This is a genomic window from Streptomyces virginiae (assembly GCF_000720455.1).
Classification (GTDB): Bacteria; Actinomycetota; Actinomycetes; order Streptomycetales; family Streptomycetaceae; genus Streptomyces; species Streptomyces virginiae.
Genome location: NZ_JOAK01000003.1, coordinates 564,899 through 583,352 on the forward strand (window position 1 = coordinate 564,899; position 18,454 = coordinate 583,352).

General features: G+C 71.8%; 13 protein-coding genes and 1 pseudogene. 10 read left to right on the forward strand and 4 right to left on the reverse strand.

Annotated features, from left to right (window positions below):
- Positions 1–94: 94 nt before the first annotated feature.
- Positions 95–925: a response regulator transcription factor gene (locus IG86_RS0107980; protein ID WP_078905837.1), complete on the forward strand. Its 831-nt coding sequence runs from the start codon at positions 95–97 to the stop codon at positions 923–925.
- The gene (locus IG86_RS0107985; protein ID WP_030817770.1) at positions 918–2,027 is read left to right on the forward strand and encodes a sensor histidine kinase; all 1,110 of its coding nucleotides are present in this window, start codon (positions 918–920) and stop codon (positions 2,025–2,027) included. The genes IG86_RS0107980 and IG86_RS0107985 overlap by 8 nt, the downstream gene beginning before the upstream one ends.
- 189 nt (positions 2,028–2,216) lie before the next feature.
- On the opposite strand, the gene IG86_RS0107990 is transcribed toward IG86_RS0107985, so the two are convergent.
- The gene (locus tag IG86_RS0107990) at positions 2,217–3,281 is read right to left on the reverse strand and encodes an NAD-dependent epimerase/dehydratase family protein (RefSeq protein ID WP_030895858.1); all 1,065 of its coding nucleotides are present in this window, start codon (positions 3,279–3,281) and stop codon (positions 2,217–2,219) included.
- A gap of 776 nt (positions 3,282–4,057) precedes the next feature.
- Between IG86_RS0107990 and IG86_RS0108000 the strand changes: the two genes are divergently transcribed.
- Positions 4,058–5,215: a HEAT repeat domain-containing protein gene (locus tag IG86_RS0108000; protein ID WP_030895861.1), complete on the forward strand. Its 1,158-nt coding sequence runs from the start codon at positions 4,058–4,060 to the stop codon at positions 5,213–5,215.
- 517 nt (positions 5,216–5,732) lie between these two features.
- Positions 5,733–7,091 (forward strand): eCIS core domain-containing protein, encoded by a 1,359-nt coding sequence (locus IG86_RS39780; protein ID WP_051785025.1) that lies wholly within the window; start codon positions 5,733–5,735, stop codon positions 7,089–7,091.
- Between the two features lie 259 nt (positions 7,092–7,350).
- On the opposite strand, the gene IG86_RS0108010 is transcribed toward IG86_RS39780, so the two are convergent.
- Together IG86_RS0108010 and IG86_RS0108015 are read right to left on the reverse strand one after the other, a co-directional pair.
- Positions 7,351–8,361: a quinone oxidoreductase family protein gene (locus IG86_RS0108010; protein ID WP_030817761.1), complete on the reverse strand. Its 1,011-nt coding sequence runs from the start codon at positions 8,359–8,361 to the stop codon at positions 7,351–7,353.
- A 549-nt stretch (positions 8,362–8,910) separates the two neighbouring features.
- A complete protein-coding gene (locus IG86_RS0108015; RefSeq protein WP_030817758.1) occupies positions 8,911–11,280 on the reverse strand; it encodes a phosphoketolase family protein in 2,370 nt (789 codons plus the stop codon).
- A gap of 243 nt (positions 11,281–11,523) precedes the next feature.
- On the opposite strand from IG86_RS0108015, the gene IG86_RS0108020 reads away from it, so the two are divergent.
- The 3 genes from IG86_RS0108020 (at position 11,524) to IG86_RS0108035 (ending at position 14,061) form a co-directional block, all read left to right on the forward strand.
- Positions 11,524–12,399, forward strand: a complete 876-nt coding sequence (locus IG86_RS0108020; RefSeq protein WP_030817756.1) for a universal stress protein — start codon at positions 11,524–11,526, stop codon at positions 12,397–12,399.
- A 714-nt stretch (positions 12,400–13,113) separates the two neighbouring features.
- Entirely contained in the window at positions 13,114–13,440 is a 327-nt protein-coding gene (locus IG86_RS0108030; protein WP_051785026.1) for an STAS domain-containing protein, read from the forward strand.
- Between the two features lie 171 nt (positions 13,441–13,611).
- Positions 13,612–14,061 carry a pyridoxamine 5'-phosphate oxidase family protein gene (locus tag IG86_RS0108035; RefSeq protein WP_037942007.1) on the forward strand — a complete coding sequence of 150 codons (450 nt, stop codon included), beginning with the start codon at positions 13,612–13,614 and terminating at the stop codon, positions 14,059–14,061.
- A 16-nt stretch (positions 14,062–14,077) separates the two neighbouring features.
- Here the strand turns inward: IG86_RS0108035 and IG86_RS0108040 are convergent, their stop codons facing one another.
- Positions 14,078–15,796, reverse strand: coding sequence for a sensor histidine kinase (locus IG86_RS0108040; RefSeq protein ID WP_030895868.1), 1,719 nt, complete (start codon positions 15,794–15,796; stop codon positions 14,078–14,080).
- Between the two features lie 65 nt (positions 15,797–15,861).
- Between IG86_RS0108040 and IG86_RS0108045 the strand changes: the two are divergent.
- The 3 genes and pseudogenes from IG86_RS0108045 to IG86_RS0108055 all read left to right on the forward strand — a co-directional run.
- Positions 15,862–16,308, forward strand: a pseudogene (locus IG86_RS0108045) (bifunctional acetaldehyde-CoA/alcohol dehydrogenase); the annotation flags it as partial.
- A 184-nt stretch (positions 16,309–16,492) separates the two neighbouring features.
- Positions 16,493–17,203 (forward strand): response regulator, encoded by a 711-nt coding sequence (locus IG86_RS0108050; protein WP_030895875.1) that lies wholly within the window; start codon positions 16,493–16,495, stop codon positions 17,201–17,203.
- 346 nt (positions 17,204–17,549) lie between these two features.
- Positions 17,550–18,419, forward strand: a complete 870-nt coding sequence (locus tag IG86_RS0108055) for a universal stress protein (RefSeq protein ID WP_030895878.1) — start codon at positions 17,550–17,552, stop codon at positions 18,417–18,419.
- Positions 18,420–18,454 lie beyond the last annotated feature (35 nt).

An 18,454-nucleotide genomic window follows, 5' to 3' on the forward strand; every position in this document is an offset into this window, starting at 1 on the left:
GAAGGGCGCCCGAAGACCTTACGAATCGCGAACGCCGTGCCGTACGGCGGCGGGCGCGGGCCCGGACGGTGCGGCGCGGTGCCACCCTGGGGGCATGGCAACCAGCAACGGCAACGGCAACGGCAGCGGCAGCGGCAGCGGCAGCGGCAACGGTCCCGGGGACACCTCCGGTGACGTCACGGGACGCGTCCTGGTCGTGGACGACGACCCGACCGTCTCGGAAGTCGTGGCCGGCTACCTCCAGCGGGCCGGCTTCACCGTCCAGCGCGCCGAAGACGGCCCGTCCGCCCTGGAGAGCGCCGCCCGCCACCGTCCCGACCTGGTCGTCCTCGACCTGATGCTGCCCGGCATGGACGGCTTGGAAGTCTGCCGGCGGCTGCGTGCCAGCGGAACCGGGAGGCCCCCTGTCCCCGTGGTCATGCTCACCGCGCGCGGCGACGAGGACGACCGGATCCTGGGCCTGGAGATGGGCGCGGACGACTACGTGACCAAGCCCTTCAGCCCGCGCGAACTGGTCCTGCGCGTACGGTCGATCCTGCGCAGGAGCTCCTCGACGACCCCGGTCGACGAACCGTCGCTCGTGGTTGCCGGCCTCGCCGTGGACCCCGTTGCCCGCCGTGCGACCCGGGACGGATCGGAACTGGCCCTCACCCTCCGGGAGTTCGACCTCCTCGTGTACTTCCTGCGGCACCCGGGGCAGGTCTGCGACCGGGAGCGGCTGATGCGGGAGGTCTGGGGCTGGGAATACGGCGACCTCTCCACCGTGACCGTGCACGTCCGCCGCCTGCGGAGCAAGATCGAGAAGGATCCGGCCGACCCGCAACTGATCCGGACCGTCTGGGGCGCCGGATACCGGTTCGAGACGGGCCCTCGTCCGTCCGGCAGCACCCCGGGCGTCGCCCCGCTGGAGGACGGCCGTGCGTGACCTGCTGCTCATCGCCCTGTACGCCTTCCTCGGCGCGGCGGCCGCGGGACTGCTCGGCGCCGTCGCGCTGCGGATACTGCGTCGACGCAGCGTCGCCGTCTCCCTCGCCGTCGTCGCGGCGGTCGCGGTGTCCGCGATGCTCGCCGGGACGCTCACGGTGGCGTGGGCCATGTTCCTGTCCTCCCACGACCTCGCCGTGGTGACCACGGTCGTCGCGATGGCCGCCGCCGTATCGCTGGGTACGGCGCTGCTGCTGGGCCGCCAGGTCGTGCTGCGCTGCCGGGAACTCCTCCGAGCGGCACGCGACTTCGGGGAAGCCGGGACCTTCACAGCACCTGCCGCCCCCGCTCCCGCCGAACTCGCCGCGCTGAGCCGCGAGCTGGCCCTCACCGGCGAACGCCTCGCCGCCTCGCGCGAACGCGAACGGGCCCTGGAGACCTCCAGGCGCGAACTCGTCGCCTGGATCTCGCACGACCTGCGGACCCCGCTGGCGGGGCTGCGCGCCATGTCGGAGGCGCTGGAGGACGGCGTGGTGGCCGATCCCGCCCGCTACCACCAGCAGATGCGCGCCGAGGTGGAGCGCCTCAACTCCATGGTCACCGACCTGTTCGAGCTGTCCCGCATCCATGCCGGGGCGCTCTCGCTCAGCCCCACCCGCATGTCCCTCTACGACCTGGTCGGCGACGCGCTGGCGGGCGCCGACGCCCTCGCCAGGCAGCACGGCGTGCATCTGGCAGGCGGGACCGTGGACCCGCTGCCGGTGGAGGTCGACGGCAAGGAAATGACCCGGGTCCTGTCGAACCTGCTGGTCAACGCCATCCGCCACACCCCGGCCGACGGCACCGTCGCGATCGCCGCCGAACGCCGCGCCGACGCGGTGGTGCTGTCCGTCACCGACGCCTGCGGCGGCATCCCCGAGGAGGACCTGCCCCGCGTCTTCGACACCGGCTGGCGGGGCTCGCCGGCACGCACACCGCCCTCGGGCGCGGGCCTCGGCCTGGCCATCGTCCGGGGCATCGTCGAGGCCCACTCGGGCCACGCCGACGTCCACAACGTGCCCGGCGGCTGCCGCTTCGAACTGACCCTCCCGGCCCCCGCGTAGACCGCATCGGCCGCACTCGGCAGCGGCATCGTGACGACCGATGAACTGCTCCGTGATCCACAGCCAGAGGTCACGGTGGGTGTGCGGCAGCCGCGCGCATGCGGTCCGTGCCCGCGCCGACGGCCTGCGGAGGAACGTCCTCGACGTCGTGCGCCGAGACGGACCTCCGCGCCCGGCCGGTTCCCGGGATCAGCCGACCACGCCCGCCGACGCACGCTGCCCGGCCCGCGCGAACTCGGCCAGCCCTTCGGCGAAGCCGACCACGGGGCGCCAGCCGAGCTCCTCGCGAAGCCGCGCCGAGTCGGCGGTGACGTGCCGTACGTCGCCGAGGCGGAACTCACCCGTGACCACCGGGTCCGGTCCACCGTGCGCCGCGGCCAGCTCGGCGGCCATCTCGCCGACCGTGTGCGGTTCCCCGCTGCCCGTGTTGTACGCCGCCAGGGCGCCCGCCGGCCGGGTGCCGACGGCCTCCAGCGCCACCGCGTTCGCCGAGGCCACGTCCCGGACGTGCACGAAGTCGCGACGCTGCGCGCCGTCCTCGAAGACCCGCGGGGCTTCCCCGCGGGCGAGGGAGGAGCGGAAGAACGACGCCACGCCGGCGTACGGGGTGTCGCGCGGCATGCCCGGCCCGTACACGTTGTGGTAGCGCAGCGAGACCGCACGACCCCCCACGCACCGGGCCCAGGACGCGGCCAGGTGCTCCTGTGCCAGCTTCGTCGTGGCATACACGTTCCGCGGATCCGTCGGCGCGTCCTCGCCGACCAGACCCGGCACGAGATCTGCCCCGCAGTCGGGGCAACGGGGCTCGAACCGGCCGGCCCTCAAGTCGTCGATCCGGCGCGGCCCGGGGCGCACCACCCCGTGCTGCTCGCAGGTGTACCGTCCCTCGCCGTAGACCACCATCGACCCGGCGAGGACCAGCCTCCGGACGCCGGCGGCTGCCATCTCCGCCAGCAGGACGGCCGTTCCGAGGTCGTTGCAGCCGACGTACTCGGGGGCGTCGGCGAAGTCCTTCCCGAGGCCGACCATCGCCGCCTGGTGGCACACGGCGTCCACTGCGCGCAGCGCGGCCCGGACCGCGTCGGCGTCCCGTACGTCGGCGCGGACGAACTCGGCGTCGGGCAGCGGCGGGGTGCCGGGGTGGGCGGCGGGCAGCAGGGCGTCGAGGACGACTGGCTCGTGCCCGCGGTCCTTGAGGGCGGTGACGATGTGGGAGCCGATGAACCCGGCTCCTCCGGTGACGAGTACGCGCATGCTCCGGACGCTACGCAGTACCGGCCCTCCGGGGCGTCTCCCACACGCGGACGTAAGACTTCCGTCATGGGGGAGCGATCTGCCGCCGACATCCATGCCGGCGGTGTGGCGGTCGGGTACACAAGGTGCTGCCTCAATGTGATGTCCCGCCACATGCGCGGCCGACCTGCGGGCTCCTACGGTGTGGCCACACGGAACGTCCCCGCAGACCCCCCGGAAGTGGTGCACATGATCTCCCCCGCACCGGCTCCGTCCGGCATCACCCCGAAGCCCGAACCCTCGTCACCGCGAACATCGACCGAGACAGCGGTGGCAACCGCGCCGTCCCCGCGCCCAGGGACAGCGACGGGTCGCGTGACCGAGCACTCAACGCCGAAGCCGCCCTGAAAGACGCGCACCAAACCCACCAGCCACAGGACTCAGCCCAGCGCATCGCCATCGAGAACACAGCCCTCAAGGACGTCCTCCGCCAGCTGGCCCAGGACAACCGCACACTCGAAGACCGCCTCCAAGCTGCCCGCTGCAACACACGCTTCCTGGATCGGCGAGTCTCCCCGCTCAAAGCCCAGCTTCTGGAACGTGACCAAGCCTGAAGCAGCAGCCACGCCACCCGACGGACTGCCGGGTCAGATCTGACCAGCGACCCTCCGGCCGAGCCGTTCCTGGGACGACGCGGCCTCAAAAACTGCCGGAGTAGTGCCCAAATGATCTGGCACCCGACCGACCGTGAGGAAAACCCGTTGGCCGTCGGTGTTCCCTGCTGGAACGATCCTCGGATGACCGACCACCGTGACGCCGTCCTCCGCCTGTGGGGTCGCCGGCTCTATGAGCGTCAGGGCGAGCCACTCGCCTGGGCGGAGGCGGTCCTTGAGGCCACCGGTCGACCGCCGACCGCCGTCACCGCGGCGATGTCCGGCCGACTCGACGCCCTCGCTGATTCCCCATCGGACCAGGCATGGCTGCTGTTCCGTACGGTCGCCAAGCTGGCCGCGAACCTGCGCGGCGACGGCCTCTACGACGCGGACGTCGGCACCCGAATCGGCCCACTGGCCCTGTGGTTGGGCGAGCTCGAACCACCGCTCGCCGGCCCGCTCCGGGACGCACTCGGCCACCCGCCGGACGGGCCCACATCCCTCGTCACCGTCCACGCCGCCGAGCTGAGCGGGAACCGCACGATCCGGCTGCGGGCGATCGACGCCCTGCTGGAGTGGGCCGAGCTCGGCCATCCGCAGGCCCGGGCGGCCCTGTCAGAGGTCGCCTCCGACCACCGGACGCAGGATGTCACCGTCTGGACCAAGGCACTCAACCGGATCGCCCTGTTCGGCGACGCGAGCGTCGAACCGGGCCTCCTGCGCGCACTCGCCGACACCGGGCACCGCGGGGTGCGGTGGTCGGCGCTCGCCTGTGCCGAACTCGGCTTCCGCCGGGCCGTTCCGCTGATCACCGCCCTGCTGGAGCATCCCGATCCGATGGTCCGCGAAGGTGCCTGCGAGGCGCTCGGCCTCTTTGAGGAACCGGCCGCCGTGCCCGCCCTGACAGCCCGGCTGAACGACGAGACCAACTGGGTACGCAGCAAGGCCGCCCTGGCGCTCGGCCAAATCGGCGGCGACCGGGCACTCGCCGCGCTCTGGCAGGCCATGATGGAACGCCGGAACCCGAAGGCCAGCCATCTCGCCTCAGCGATCGCTGCCTTCGGCCCGCCGGTGGTGGACGACCTGATCGCCCTCACCACCGATCCCGACCCGGACCTCCGAGCACTGGCCTGCCGCGCTCTCGGCTCCACCGCGGACGACCGGGCCCTGCCGGCACTGGAACACCTCGCCGCCCACGACCTCGCCAGAACCACCCTCGGCGGCCTCGTGGCAACCGCCGCCAAGCAGGGACTGCGGACCGCGCACCGCATTCGCGCGCGCACCACATCGACATCGACCTGAGCTCGACGCTCGTCTCGACCACGGTGAGGAGGACGGCGTGTTGTGGGGGCGGTGCGTCGAGGCCGAGGGCCTGTTCATGGACCCGCCTCCGCTGCCGCGAGAGGTCCCGACGCTGTGCGGCTGCCCGCGCGAGAGCCTGCTGGTCCAGGCCGTGGCGGACAGCGCCGAACCGGTGGGGCTGCTGGGGGACGGAATGCTCTCGATCGAGCCTGTGGATACCTCTCGCCGACAAGCCGGCCCCGCAGACCATCCAGACGGGGTACGGCGACGTGGTGTCGGTGCGGCTGGTGATCCGTGAGGCGGCGGGGCTCACCCCGGGCCGTCATGTGGCGCCGGCGCTGGTGGAGGTCGAGTTCTTCAGGAGGAACCGAGACTGCCCTCACGGCCGGTCGAGTCTGCCCTCGGATACCTGGCGTCCGCGGGGTCGCCCGGCGTATCCAGGACAAGGACGTACGCGAGACGTACGCAGGACGCAGGCATCACGTTCGGCTCCGATTCTCCGACGAAGGAAGCGCCAGTGCAGGACCACGCGAAGGTCAGGTCGAACGCCACCGAGGACGCCCGGTCGACGGCCCGCAGGCCGGTCACCGCACCACCCGCACAGGCCTCCGGGCTCCTCGGGCTGCAGGCGACGGTGGGGAACGCGGTGGTCGTCCAGCGTCTGAAGCAGCAGCCGCACCGGCACGGTGCGGGGTGCGGCCACGAGGCGGAGGAGGCGCCGGTCCAGCGCTCGGCCGTCCACGACGTGGTGCGGGCCGGCGGCAGGCCGCTGGACGGCAGCACGCGCGCGGACATGGAGAGCCGGCTGGGCGCCGACTTCTCCGACGTCCGCATCCACGACGACAGCGCGGCGAAGGCATCGGCGGCCGAGGTGGGCGCTCGGGCGTACACCACTGGGAACCACGTGGTGATCGGGGAGGGCGGCGCCGACAAGCTCACGCTCGCCCACGAACTCACCCACGTGATCCAGCAGCGCCAGGGCCCCGTGGCGGGTACGGACAACGGAGCGGGCCTGCGGGTCTCCGACCCCTCCGACCGCTTCGAGCGGGAGGCGGAGAGCAACGCGCGCCGCGCCATGAGCGGGGCGGCGCCGAGGACCGAGCAGCACGCACAGGAGGCGATCCGGGCCGACCAGGGGGCGGCCCAGGAGTCGGTCCAGCGCTGGGCGGCCCAGGCCGGCCCGAACCAGCAGCCCATGACGGTCTCGGCGAACGGCGTCTTCGCCGTCCCGAGCGACGACGCCACGTCGATCTGGATCCGCGTCAGCGCGCCCGCGGGGTCCTACTCCCCGGCCCTGCGCCCGACAAGCACGGCGCAGCAGGCCCTGTTCGGCGGCACGGAGCTGTACCAGGAGCACGAGCTGGCGCGGAGCATCCTGGACGACTGCCTCCACACGGCGGAGGAGATCATGCACAACGCCGTCGGAGAGCTGGCCGACGGCGCGAACAGCAACGTCCGTACGAGCGCCGGGCTCAAGGCCTTCGGCATGTCGGACGAGCAGAACCGCGACCGCGCAGGCGACTTCCAGGGGGCGACGGACCGCGACGCCAGCCCGGTGGTGGGACAGTCCTACCTGATGCTCGCCATGAACCCCGGGGAGCAGATCATGTCGCAGTACCACGCCGCAGCGGTGGTGGGCATGGACGGCCAGGACACGGTGACGATGGAGGCCTTCGCCGGAAGCGGCCAGACGTCCGCGAACCCGATGACGTACACGATCGGCACGGTGGCCTCCTTCCACGACTACTGGACGGGCGCGTACTACACCCCGAACCACCCGGGGGTCACCATGAAGACGGTGGTCCTCGTCAAGCGCGGCAAGGGCCGCCGGGTGACGGCGGGCTCAGAACAGCCGGCCAACCCGAACGTCGCCTAGGGCGTGTCTTTCGGATGTTGTCGGCCGAGCCCCCGTTGTCCGGTGCCGTGCCCCGCAAGGCGGAGGAGCTCCCCGCGCACTGGACAACGCGGGAGCCCCGACAACGCGGCGAGGCGCGGTGCCGGGCAGCGCGGGCCCGGCAAGATCCGAAAGACACGACCCAGGCTGAGTGCCTGACGCTGTCGGGGATCTCGGCGATGACGGTCGGCCATGCCCTCGACATCTCAGTCTCCAAGATCCCCCACCTCGGCACCCGCGATCAGCTCGGCGTCTCCTCGCGGCGTCCCATAGCGGCCGCATCGGGTACGAGGAGCAGCTTGCCGGTGGTACGCCGAGCCTCCAGATCGCTGTGGGCCTGTGCGGCCTCGGACAATGCGTAGCGGCCCGTTACGGCGACCTCAAGCGCCTTGGAGCGCACCCACTCGAACACATCGGCGGCCCGTCGGAGCAATTCGGACCGATCGGCGATGAAGTCCCCGAGGCTGGGCCGGATCAGGGTCAGCGAACCGCCGTGGGCGAGCCGAATCGGATCAAACGGCGGCACGGCACCACTTGCCGCGCCGAAGAGCACGAGGTGGCCGCGGGTTCGCAGGCTGGCGAGGCTGGCATCGAAGGTGTGCGCGCCGACGCCGTCGAAGACAACCGGCAGTCCCTGACCGCCGTTGAGCCGCCTCACCTCGGCTGCGAGATCGTCGACTGCGGAGGAAAGGATCACCTCAGCGGCCCCGGCACGCTTCGCCAGCCCGGCCTTCGCCGCGGTCGACGTCGTGCCGATCACCCTGCCGCCGAGATGGGTGATGAGCTGGGTCAGCAGCAGCCCCATGCCGCCGGCAGCCGCATGCACCAGCACCGTGTCGCCCCCCTGAACCGGGTAGGCGTCCTTGACGAGATAGTGCGCGGTCATGCCTTGGAGGAGCACGGCGGCGGCGGTCTCGAAGCCGATGTCGTCGGGCAGCGGCACCAGCCGGGAGGAGTCCACGACGGCCCGCTCGGCATACGTGCCGGGAATCTCCACCCAACCGACCCGGTCCCCGACTGCGACGTCAGCGACACCCGGTCCGACTTCGACGACCGTGCCGGCGCCCTCAGCGCCCGGGGTGAAGGGCAGCGGGAGGCTGTACCGGCCTTCGCGGTGGTAGACGTCGAGGAAGTTGACCCCGGATGCGGCGACCTCCACGACCGCCTCGCCCGGCCCCGGCCGCGGCTGGTCCACCTCGGCCTCCTGCAGCACCTCGGGACCGCCCACTTCGTACACCTGAATCGCTCGCATGGCCCTCCAGTCAACGGCTCTCATCCCCCACCAACCCCGTTGATGGCGATCCGATTCCCGGCAAGCACACCAGCCCGCCGCGCCCGCCGAGAGCTGGGACGCCTGCTTCGCACCCGGGTCCGGGACAGGAGACCGAGGCCGTCAAGGGTCGACGAATGCACCACCCGCCACTTCCGCACCGCCGTACGGCACCGTCCACATCGCCGACATGTTCCGCCTCGTACGCGGCACCGGGCACATCCTCACCGTGCCAGACGTCCTGCACCTCTCCGCGATGGACCTCACTGCCCGCCACCCGAGCGGCCTGGTACGAGTTGACGCTGCAATGCGTCCCCGGGGATACAGGCTCGACGACCCCACGAACTGCCGGGTGACGCCGGGGCGCGGGCCTTCCGTGCCGGCGCTCACGCCCGCGCCCGGGTATCCGGGCACGCTCTGCGGGAACGGCTGGGCTTCCCGGTCCAGCGGGAGGGGCACGTGTTCCCACCACGGGGGGATCGCGCGATGACGGGTCCCGGAACGTGCGGCACCGGAAGGGAGCCGTGCTGATCAGTACGGCCAGGACCAGTCCGCGACCTCCGGCAGGTCGGTGCCGTGCTCGCGGATCCAGGCGTGGTGGCGGATGCGCTGGTCGGCCATGGACTGGCGCAGTCCCTCGGCGCGACCCGCGAGGCCGGGTACGCGGTCGATGACGTCCATGACGAGCCGGTAGCGGTCCATGTCGTTGCGCACGACCATGTCGAAGGGGGTGGTCGTGGTGCCGGACTCCTTGTAGCCGCGGACGTGCAGCTGGGGGTGGCCGGTCCGGCGGTAGGCGAGTCGGTGGATGAGCCACGGGTAGCCGTGGTACGCGAAGATGACCGGCTTGTCGGTGGTGAAGAGCGCGTCGTACTCGGGGGTCGTCATGCCGTGGGGGTGTTCCTCGTGGGGCATGAGCCGGGCCATGTCGACGACATTGACGACGCGGACGGCCAGCGAGGGGAGGTGCTCGCGGAGCAGGGCCGCTGCGGCCAGCACTTCCATGGTGGGTACGTCGCCGGCGCAGGCGAGTACGACGTCGGGTTCGCGGGAGCCGTGGTCGGTGCCCGCCCACTCCCAGATGCCGGCGCCGCGCGTCACGTGGGTGCGGGCCGCGTCGATGGGCAGCCAGTCGAAGGTGGGCTGTTTGCCGGCGACGATCACATTGACCTGGTCGCGGCTGCGCAGGGCGTGGTCGGCCACGGCGAGCAGGGTGTTGGCGTCCGGCGGCAGGTAGACCCGTACGACCTCGGGGCTCTTGTTGAGGACGTGGTCCACGAATCCGGGGTCCTGGTGCGAGAAGCCGTTGTTGTCCTGGCGCCAGACGTGCGAGGTGAGCAGGTAGTTCAGGGAGGCGATGGGCGCTCGCCAGGACAGTTCGCGCGAGGTCTTCAGCCACTTGATGTGCTGGGCGACCATGGAGCCGACGATGTGGGCGAAGGCCTCGTAGGTGGAGAAGAGACCGTGGCGGCCGGTGAGGAGGTAGCCCTCCAGCCAGCCCTGGCAGACGTGTTCGGAGAGGATCTCCATGACCCGGCCGTCGCGGGACAGGTTCCGGTCGGTGGCCTCCGTGATGCCCTGCCAGGCCTTGCCGGTGGCTTCGTACAGGTCGTCCAGCCGGTTGGAGGCGGTCTCGTCCGGACCGACGACCCTGAAGTCCCGGCGCTCAGCCGTGTCCCGCATGATCTGCGTGAGGAAGCGGCCGAGGACGCGGGTCGGTTCGTGGAGGGTGCGGCCGGGCTTGTCGACGGGGACGGCGTGCTGGTCGAGCGCGGGCAGCGGGAGCGGCCGCAGGAGGCGGCCCCCGTTCGCGTACGGCACGGCGCCCAAGCGGTGCTCGCCGTCCGGCACGCAGGCCAGGACCTGGGCCGTCGGTCGGCCGTCGGCGTCGAAGAGTTCCGCCGGCCGGTACGAGCGCAGCCAGTCCTCCAGCTGTTTCAGGTGCGCGGGGTTCTCGCGCACCCCGGCGAGCGGGACCTGGTGGGCACGCCACGTGCCCTCGACGGGATCGCCGTCGACGTTCGCCGGCCCGGTCCAGCCCTTGGGCGTGCGCAGGACGATCATCGGCCAGCGTGCGTACTTCCGGCCGGGGTCGGTGCCCGCCGTCCGTGCCTCTTGCTGGATGAGGGCGATGCGGTCCAGGGCGTGGTCCATCGCGCGGGCCATGGCGTGGTGCACCTGGGCGGGGTCGCTGCCGGTCACGTACAGCGGGTCGTGGCCGTAGCCGCGCAGCAGCGCGTCGAGCTCGTCCTCGGGGATCCGGGACAGGACGGTCGGGTTGGCGATCTTGTAGCCGTTCAGGTGCAGGATCGGCAGGACCGCGCCGTCGTGCACCGGGTCGAGGAACTTGTTCGAATGCCAGGACGCGGCGAGCGGACCGGTCTCGGCCTCGCCGTCGCCGATGACGCAGGCGACCAGCAGGCCGGGGTGGTCGAAGGCGGCTCCGTAGGCGTGGGAGAGGGCATAACCCAGCTCCCCGCCCTCGTGGACGGAACCGGGGGTCTCCGGCGCCACATGGCTCGGCACCCCGCCGGGGAAGGAGAACTGCCGGAACAGCTTGGCCATGCCGTCGGCGTCGCGGCTGACGTCCGGATACGTCTCGCTGTATGTCCCTTCCAGCCAGGAGTTGGCCAGGACGGCGGGACCTCCGTGGCCCGGACCCCAGACGCACAGGGCCTCCAGCGCACGCTCCTTGACCACGCGGTTGAGGTGGGTGTGCACCAGGTTGAGGCCGGGGGAGGTGCCCCAGTGGCCGAGCAGTCGCGGCTTGATGTGCTCCGGGCGCAGCGGTTGGGCCAAAAGGGGGTTGCCCATGAGGTAGATCTGGCCGACGGCCAGGTAGTTGGCGGCGCGCCAGTGGGCGTCCAGCTGCGAGATCGAGTGCGCGGTCAACGCGGTCATGTCCGCTCCTGCGTCTGAGGGTCCGGGACGTTCGTCGACTGGGCCGATACCGACACCCTGCCCCTGCCGTGGTGCGGCCGCGAGAGGAGGACCGGCCCTCGAGAAGGGACCGTTGGCCCTTCTGCGCCCCTGCCCGGCACGAGCAAGGTGAATCCCGGTGGCGCCGGTCCTTCCCCCGGCCGGTGCCGCCCATCCCCGCCGGCCGACCCCGATGCCTCTCGCATCAGTACGGAGGACAGACCTGTGAAGCGCACCCTCGTTGTCGGAGTGGACGGATCCCCGGAAAGCCGGGCCGCCGCGGACTGGGCCGCGCGGGAAGCCGTACGGCGTGACCTGCCCCTGCACGTGGTCCACGCCTGGCTGTGGCAGCCGCTCGCCGTCCCGATCGTCCAGGACCGCGAAACCGAGTCCCGTCGGGCCGATGACATCCTGAGGGCGGTCGAGCAGGAGCTCACCCACCGGTACCCGTCGCTCGCGCTCACCGCGGAAGTCCTGTGCGACGTGCCCGTGCCGGCCCTGCTGCGCACCGCCAAGGAAGCCGAGATGCTGATCCTCGGCACCCGCGGGCACGGAGCCCTGCTCGGCTTCCTGCTCGGCTCCTACGGTCAGCAGGTGATCGCTGCGGCCGAGTGCCCCGTCGTCTCCGTCCGCTCCGCCCACGGCAGGCCTCTGGGCGTGCCGGAGGAGGGCGAGGTCGTCGTGGGACAGCAGGGTGGGGTGGAGGAATCCGCCGAGGTACTGCGCGTCGCGTTCGAGGCGGCCGCGGCGCGCAAGGTCCCGCTCCGCGCCGTCCGGGCCTGGAGCCTGCCCCCGGTGTACGGATACAGCCCCGGCTCGATGTGGATCGCCGAGCAGTTCGGCGGGCTGGAGCCGTTCGAGAAGGCTGCGCTGGACCAGGCGCTGGAGCCGTGGCGGCTGAGGTTTCCCGAGGTGGAGGTCGTCGCGCACGTGGAGCGGGGCAGCGCCGGCCACGTGCTGCTGTCCGAGGCTTCGGACGCCCAGCTGGTCGTCGTCGGCCGCCGGGTCCGCGAGTCGGCGGTGGGTACGCGCATCGGGTCGGTGGCCCATGCCGTGCTCCACCACGCGGCCTGCCCCGTCGCTGTCGTCCCGCACCACTGACGCCGAATCGACGCTTGAAGCCGGGCTCGCCGTCGTACGGCGTGCCCGGCCCTTCCCGTGGGCGGTTCCTGCTCCGCGGCCGGGATCGGGTGCCGACGGGTTGGGGTCAGCGCGTGACTGGCGATCACCGCGGCCTGGACGCGCAGCTCCACGCCCAGCTTGACGAAGAGCCGCGGGAAGCCCCGGGACCTGTTCCTCCTTCGGCACGTCGCCGCGCATGCGGGCCATCAGCCGCGTCGTGGCGCCGGGGCCTAGCATCGACTGGCCGGAGGTCACCGTCCGTACCGCGGTCACCAGGTCGGTTCCGGTGATCTGCTTCAGGACGTAGCCGGCGGCCCCGGCCATCACGGCGTCCAGGAGTGCCTCCGCGTCGTCGAACGAGGAAGATGCTGATGGGAACGGTCGCGCCGCTCGCGCTCGTCGCGTGGGAGCGGGCACCACGGCCGGCTATGACGCAACTCCTTCGCCTGGTTCGTCCTGAAGGCACGAAGACCGGCATCCTCCCTTCCGTACGGGCGGGACGCACAGGGCCGATCGGGCCTCATCCGCCTGCCGCTGCGCTCGGCAGGGCCGGTGTGGGCAGAGGCGGAGGGACCTTCGGCCCCGTCCGAGGGCCTGCCGGGCCTTCCCGACTGCACTCAGCACCCGATGAACTGCGGGTGCACGGGGAACGGCGCTACTCGACGGAGCCGCACGCAGCGCGCGGAGGAGACCATGACGACCGCCTTGATCGACCTGAGGACCGTGGCACGCGACGAGCGCGGCCTGAGGATCGCCCTGGCCGGAGAGCTCGACTTCCATACGGCGGGACGAGTGGAACGACGCCTCGCCGAACTCGCCGGATTCGGCCACCGCAACATGGTCCTGGACTTGTCCGGGATCTCCTTCTGCGACAGCTCGGGTATCGAACTCTTCCTCCGGCTCCACCAGCGCTGCCGCAGCGCGGGCACGCGGCTCCTGCTCTGCGGCGTACCACCCCTGCTGGTCAAGTCCATGCAGGTGCTCGGTGTCGACCGCGGCCTGCCGCTGTCCGTGACGTGATCGAGCGGGTGTCCGAACCTCGCCCTTGGGCGGGGACCGTTCGGCCCTGGTTCTCCCGTGGATCGCGGTAAAGGCTGGGGCGCGGCAGCCGCAAGGGCCCGTCGGGGCCGGACGAGGGTAAGCAGCATGGATCACGCAGGCAACGCGCTACGGGCCCGAGAGGTCGGTGACATGACAGCCCACCGCTACATGCGGGAGCTGGACAGGACCGAGGCTCTGCGGCTGCTCTCGACGGTGTCCCTGGGGCGCATCGTCTTCACACAGCACGCGCTGCCCGCCGTCCGTCCGGTGAACCATCTCGTCGAGAACGAGGCCATCATCGTCCGGATACATGAGGACGGGGCATTGGCCTCCCTGGTGGCACCCGCAGACGCTCCCGGTGTGGTGGTCGCCTACGAAGCGGACGTCATCGATTCCGTCACGCACCTCGGTTGGAGCGTTGTCGTCACTGGTTACGCGAGGGTGGTGGCAGATGCCGACGAGGTGGACCGGTACGCGCACTTGCTGCGTCCATGGGTGGCGCACCGGATGACCAGCACCCTGCGGATCCGTCCGGATCTCGTCACCGGGTTCCGGCTGGAGGCGGACCCGACGCAGCCCGTGCCTGAGGACCGGGGCTGACGCCGTGCCCCTGTCCTCAGCCCCCGGCGGGGAGGGGAGCCCGCCAGACGAGCCTTGTACCCCCGTCGTCCGGAGTCTCGTGAGTGAAGGAGCCGCCCAGGCTCTGCGCCCGCTCGTCGAGGTTGAGCAGGCCGCTTCTGCGGCCTTGGGCCGGAATGCCCTTCCCGTTGTCCGAGACGGTCAGCACGATCTCGCCCTGGCCGGCCTTGAGGGTCACGCCGACCCGGGTCGCCTGTGCATGGCGGGCGGCGTTGCTGAGCAGCTCGCCCAGCACGGCCATGACGTGGTCGGCGATCTGCGGAGGTACGTCGGTGTCGAGCAGGCCCTCCATGCTCAGGCGCGGCGGGTGACCGAGGGTGGTGGCCGCGTCGCCGACGGCACGGGCGGCGCGTGCCCGCAGGCCAGGGCCGCTCTCGCGGTCCTTGGTGCGCAGCCCGAAGATCGTCGACCGGATGATCTTGATGGTTTCGTCCAGGTCGTCGACCGCCCGGCCGACCCTTTCGGCGGCCCCGTCGTGCTCGACGAGCCGGGCAGCGCTCTGCAGGGTCATGCCGGTGGCGAAGAGCCGCTGGATGGCCAGGTCGTGCAGGTCACGGGCGATTCGGTCGCGCTCCTCCAGCAGTGCTATCTGCTCGGCGTCCCGGCGTCGCTCCGCCAGCTCCAAGGCGAGTGCGGCCTGACCGGCGAAGGCGACGAGGGGCTCCAGCTCGCCCTCGCCGAACGCCGGTTCACCCGACGTGCGCGCAAGCATCAGGACGCCCCTGCTCTCGCCGCCCGCGGTGCCCAACGGGACGGCCACGGCGGGCCCCAATCCCTCCTGCACCTGGGACTCAGCGGGATAGCGCTCGTCGGCCCAGGCCTGCACCGCCGTGACGGGTTTGCCGGCGAGGTGTGCCGCGCCTGCGAGCGTGCCCGCGAAGGGGACGACGAGACCTTGCCGCTCGGCTCCGTCCGCATCGGCCGCGAACTCCACGACCAGGCCGTCGATACCCGCCACGGGCATGGCGATGTCAGCGAGGCGTGCCGCGGTGATCTCTTGCGCGCGGCGGGCGATGAGCTCCAGTACCGCCGGGCGGGAGCTGCCGGACAGCAGGCTCTCGGTGATCTCCGCATTGGCCCTGAGCCACCGCTGCTGGCGCTGAGAGCCCTCGTAGAGCCGCGCGTTGTCGATCGCGACACCCGCCGCCACCGACAGGGTGGAGATCACCGTCTCGTCCTCGGTGTCGAAGTCGATCCCGCCGCGCTTGTCGGTCAGGTAGAGATTGCCGAACACCTGGTCGCGGACCCGGATCGGCACACCGAGGAATGTGCGCATGGGCGGGTGATGGGCCGGAAAGCCGTAGGAAGAGGAGTGCGCGCCGAGATCCGTCAGGCGCAGCGGTTCCGGGTGGTGGATGACCTCCCCGAGCAGGCCGTGGCCCGCCGGCAGGGGACCGATCTCGGCGATCTCCTCATCCGTGAGCCCCACGGTCAGGAACTGTGAGAGAGTCCGGCCGTCGGGGCCGATCACTCCCAGAGCGCCGTACTCGGCGTCGACGAGCAGCGCTGCCGCCTCCACGATCCGCCGGAGCACCTGGGCGAGATCCAGCTCCCGTCCCACCGACACCACGGCTTCCAGGAGGCTGTGCACCCGGTCCCGGGTGCCTCGCACCTCGTCGATGCGCGCCTGGAGCTCGTCCAGCAGCTCGTCCAGCCGCATCCGCGGTACCTGGGTCAACGGATCCCTCGCACCCACGTGCTTCCCCTCCGACGGCTCGCTCGGTTGCCCGATCCATGGTCAGCGTATCGACACGCCCGGGCGTCCACGCCATGTCCCACACTCTGGGTGCCACCTTCCACATCGCCCACGGGCGGACCAACGCGATCCTCCTGCCGCACGTGATCCGCTACAACGGCAGCGTTCCCGGCAAACTGACGGGATGGCCCAAGTACGAGAGCTACCGCGCGCCCGAGCGGTTCCAGGACATCGCCCGTGCCCTCGGGCTCCCCGCATCCACCCCCGCCGAGGGCGTGGCCTCGTACGCCGCCGCGGTGGAACGCCTGCGGGACGCCGTGGGCATCGAACCCTCCTTCCGCGCCCTGGGACTTGACGAGGCCACCTTCATCGGCGCGCTGCCGCAGCAGGCTCTGAACGCCTATGAGGACCAGTGCGCCCCGGCCAACCCGCGCATGCCGATGCTGGACGACATGGAGGACATCATGCGCACGGCCTACTACGCCGGGCCGCGGCCCCTTCCCTCCTTCTGACCGCGCGTAGGGCGGCCGCCCTGCGGGCGGTCGGCCGAGACCGAGTGGGACCCGGGTCCAGGGCAGCCATCTGGGGCACGGCCGCGTACGAGGGCCATCCGGCCCTGGCCGAAGGTCCCGCTCGCACGGCACGATGCAGTGGATCCGCCGGCGGGCGGAAGATTCGGCGAACTCGGAGCGTGCGATGACGGACAGCAGCGGCGGCCTCACCGGGAAGGAACCGGTCAGGGTCTTCCTCCTCGACGATCACGAGGTCGTGCGCCGCGGTGTGCACGATCTGCTGGACGCAGAGCCGGACCTGACCGTGGTCGGGGAGGCGGGCACGGTCGAGCAGGCGCTCGTCCGTGTGCCCGCGCTGCGCCCGCAGGTCGCCGTCCTGGATGTGCGCCTGCCGGACGGGGACGGCGTGAGTGTCTGCCGGGAGCTGCGCTCCCGAATGCCCGACCTCGCCTGCCTGATGCTGACGTCATTCGACGACGAGGAGGCGCTGCTCGACGCGATCATGGCCGGCGCGTCCGGATACGTGCTCAAGCAGATCACCGGAACCGACCTGGTGAACGCCGTGCGGACGGTCGCCTCCGGCCAGTCCATGCTGGACCCCGGCGCTACGGCGCGGGTGATGGCCCGGCTGCGCGGCGGACCTCCGCAGGAGGAGCTTCCACAGGGTCTGCCCGGCCTGACGGAGCGCGAGCGTGAGATCCTCGCTCTTGTCGGGGAAGGGCTGACCAATCGTGAGATCGGTCAGCGGCTCTACCTGGCGGAGAAGACGGTCAAGAACAACATCTCCCGGCTGCTCGCCAAACTGGGCGTCGAACGGCGAGTGCAGGCCGCCGTCATCGCCACGCAGGCTCTGGCCGCCCAGGGAGACCAGAGCGGGCGGCTCGGCAAGGTGTGACGGCTGTGCCGGGATCCGAGCGCAGGTTCACGCGCCCGCGAAACGGCTGAGCGGCCCGGCCCGACGTCCCTCTCGGACGTCGGGCCGGGCCGCTGCCGCATGTCTGCCGGAGAGGCCGGCCGGGGCCCGTCCCCGAAGCGGGGCGGGCCGTCAGGCGTGCGGCACGACAGCTACGGGGCAGCGGGCGTGGTGCCAGAACTGCAGGGGCGACCGGGCGCCCGGCGGTGTGCGGTCGTGTGGGGCCTACAGGACCCGCAGCAGGGACCTGTGGCCCCTCGGCGGGTGGGTCGTGGGCAGGTCACTGTGGAGATGCAAGGCCCTTCCCCGTTCTCCCGAGGAGCCGTTCATGTCCCGCACCGTCACCGTCGGCTTCGACGGATCCCGTGAGAGCCTCGCCGCCGTGGACTGGGCTGCCGGGGAGGCAGTGCGCCGCGCGGCGCCGCTCCGGATTCTCCAGGTCTGGAGCAAGGACGACGATCCGCGTACGCGCCTGGTGGCGCCGGCGACCGCTCAGGGGTGGGGTGAGCGGGCGCTCGGTACGGCGGGGAGGCGACTGCGCCGGCGCCACCCGGGTCTGCGGACCGCGACGAAGTGGGTTTGCGGTGACCCGGTGGAGGAGCTGTGTGCCGCCGGGGACGAGGCGGAGCTGCTGGTGCTCGGCTCCCGTGGCCTGGGCGGGCTGGCCGGCTTCCTCGCCGGGTCCGTCTCGCTGGCCGTGCTCGCCCGCACCCGGCGCCCGGTCGTTCTGGTCCGCCCGCACAACCGCCCGGCGGCCGGGGAGGACGGACCGGCCGGAGAGGTCGTGGTCGGCCTGGACGTGTCCGCACCCGGCGACGAGGTGCTCGCCTTCGGCTTCGCGGCGGCCGACCGGTACGGCTGCGGTCTGCGTGTACTGCACACCTGGGCCGTTCCGTCGTACGGAGCCGACATGGGCGCCGCCCTGCAACTGATGTGGGCGCAAATCGCGCAGGACGCGCGCCGGGCGCTCGACGAGGCGCTGGCCCCGTGGACGGAGAAGTACCCCGGTGTGTCCGTCGTCCGTGAATGCCGCCGGGGCCGGCCGGCGCAGGACCTCGCGGAAGCCTCGCGAGGGGCCCGGCTGGTCGTGGTGGGTCGCCGGAACCGGCGCGCGCGGATCGGCACGCACATCGGGGCCGTCACCCACGCCGTCATCCACCACTCCCTGGCTCCCGTCACGGTCGTGCCGCACGACTGACCGACCGAACCGGCCACTACCGTGCGGCATGCCGC

Excerpts from the sequence above, each read along its gene's own strand:
- IG86_RS0108055 (WP_030895878.1), top strand. The coding sequence starts at position 17,550 with ATGTCCCGCACCGTCACCGTCGGCTTCGACGGATCCCGTGAGAGCCTC.
- IG86_RS0108015 (WP_030817758.1), bottom strand. The coding sequence starts at position 11,280 with ATGACCGCGTTGACCGCGCACTCGATCTCGCAGCTGGACGCCCACTGG.
- IG86_RS0108030 (WP_051785026.1), top strand. The coding sequence starts at position 13,114 with ATGACGACCGCCTTGATCGACCTGAGGACCGTGGCACGCGACGAGCGC.
- IG86_RS0108010 (WP_030817761.1), bottom strand. The coding sequence starts at position 8,361 with ATGCGAGCGATTCAGGTGTACGAAGTGGGCGGTCCCGAGGTGCTGCAG.
- IG86_RS0107990 (WP_030895858.1), bottom strand. The coding sequence starts at position 3,281 with ATGCGCGTACTCGTCACCGGAGGAGCCGGGTTCATCGGCTCCCACATC.
- IG86_RS0108050 (WP_030895875.1), top strand. The coding sequence starts at position 16,493 with ATGACGGACAGCAGCGGCGGCCTCACCGGGAAGGAACCGGTCAGGGTC.
- IG86_RS0108035 (WP_037942007.1), top strand. The coding sequence starts at position 13,612 with ATGACAGCCCACCGCTACATGCGGGAGCTGGACAGGACCGAGGCTCTG.
- IG86_RS0107980 (WP_078905837.1), top strand. The coding sequence starts at position 95 with ATGGCAACCAGCAACGGCAACGGCAACGGCAGCGGCAGCGGCAGCGGC.
- IG86_RS0108000 (WP_030895861.1), top strand. The coding sequence starts at position 4,058 with ATGACCGACCACCGTGACGCCGTCCTCCGCCTGTGGGGTCGCCGGCTC.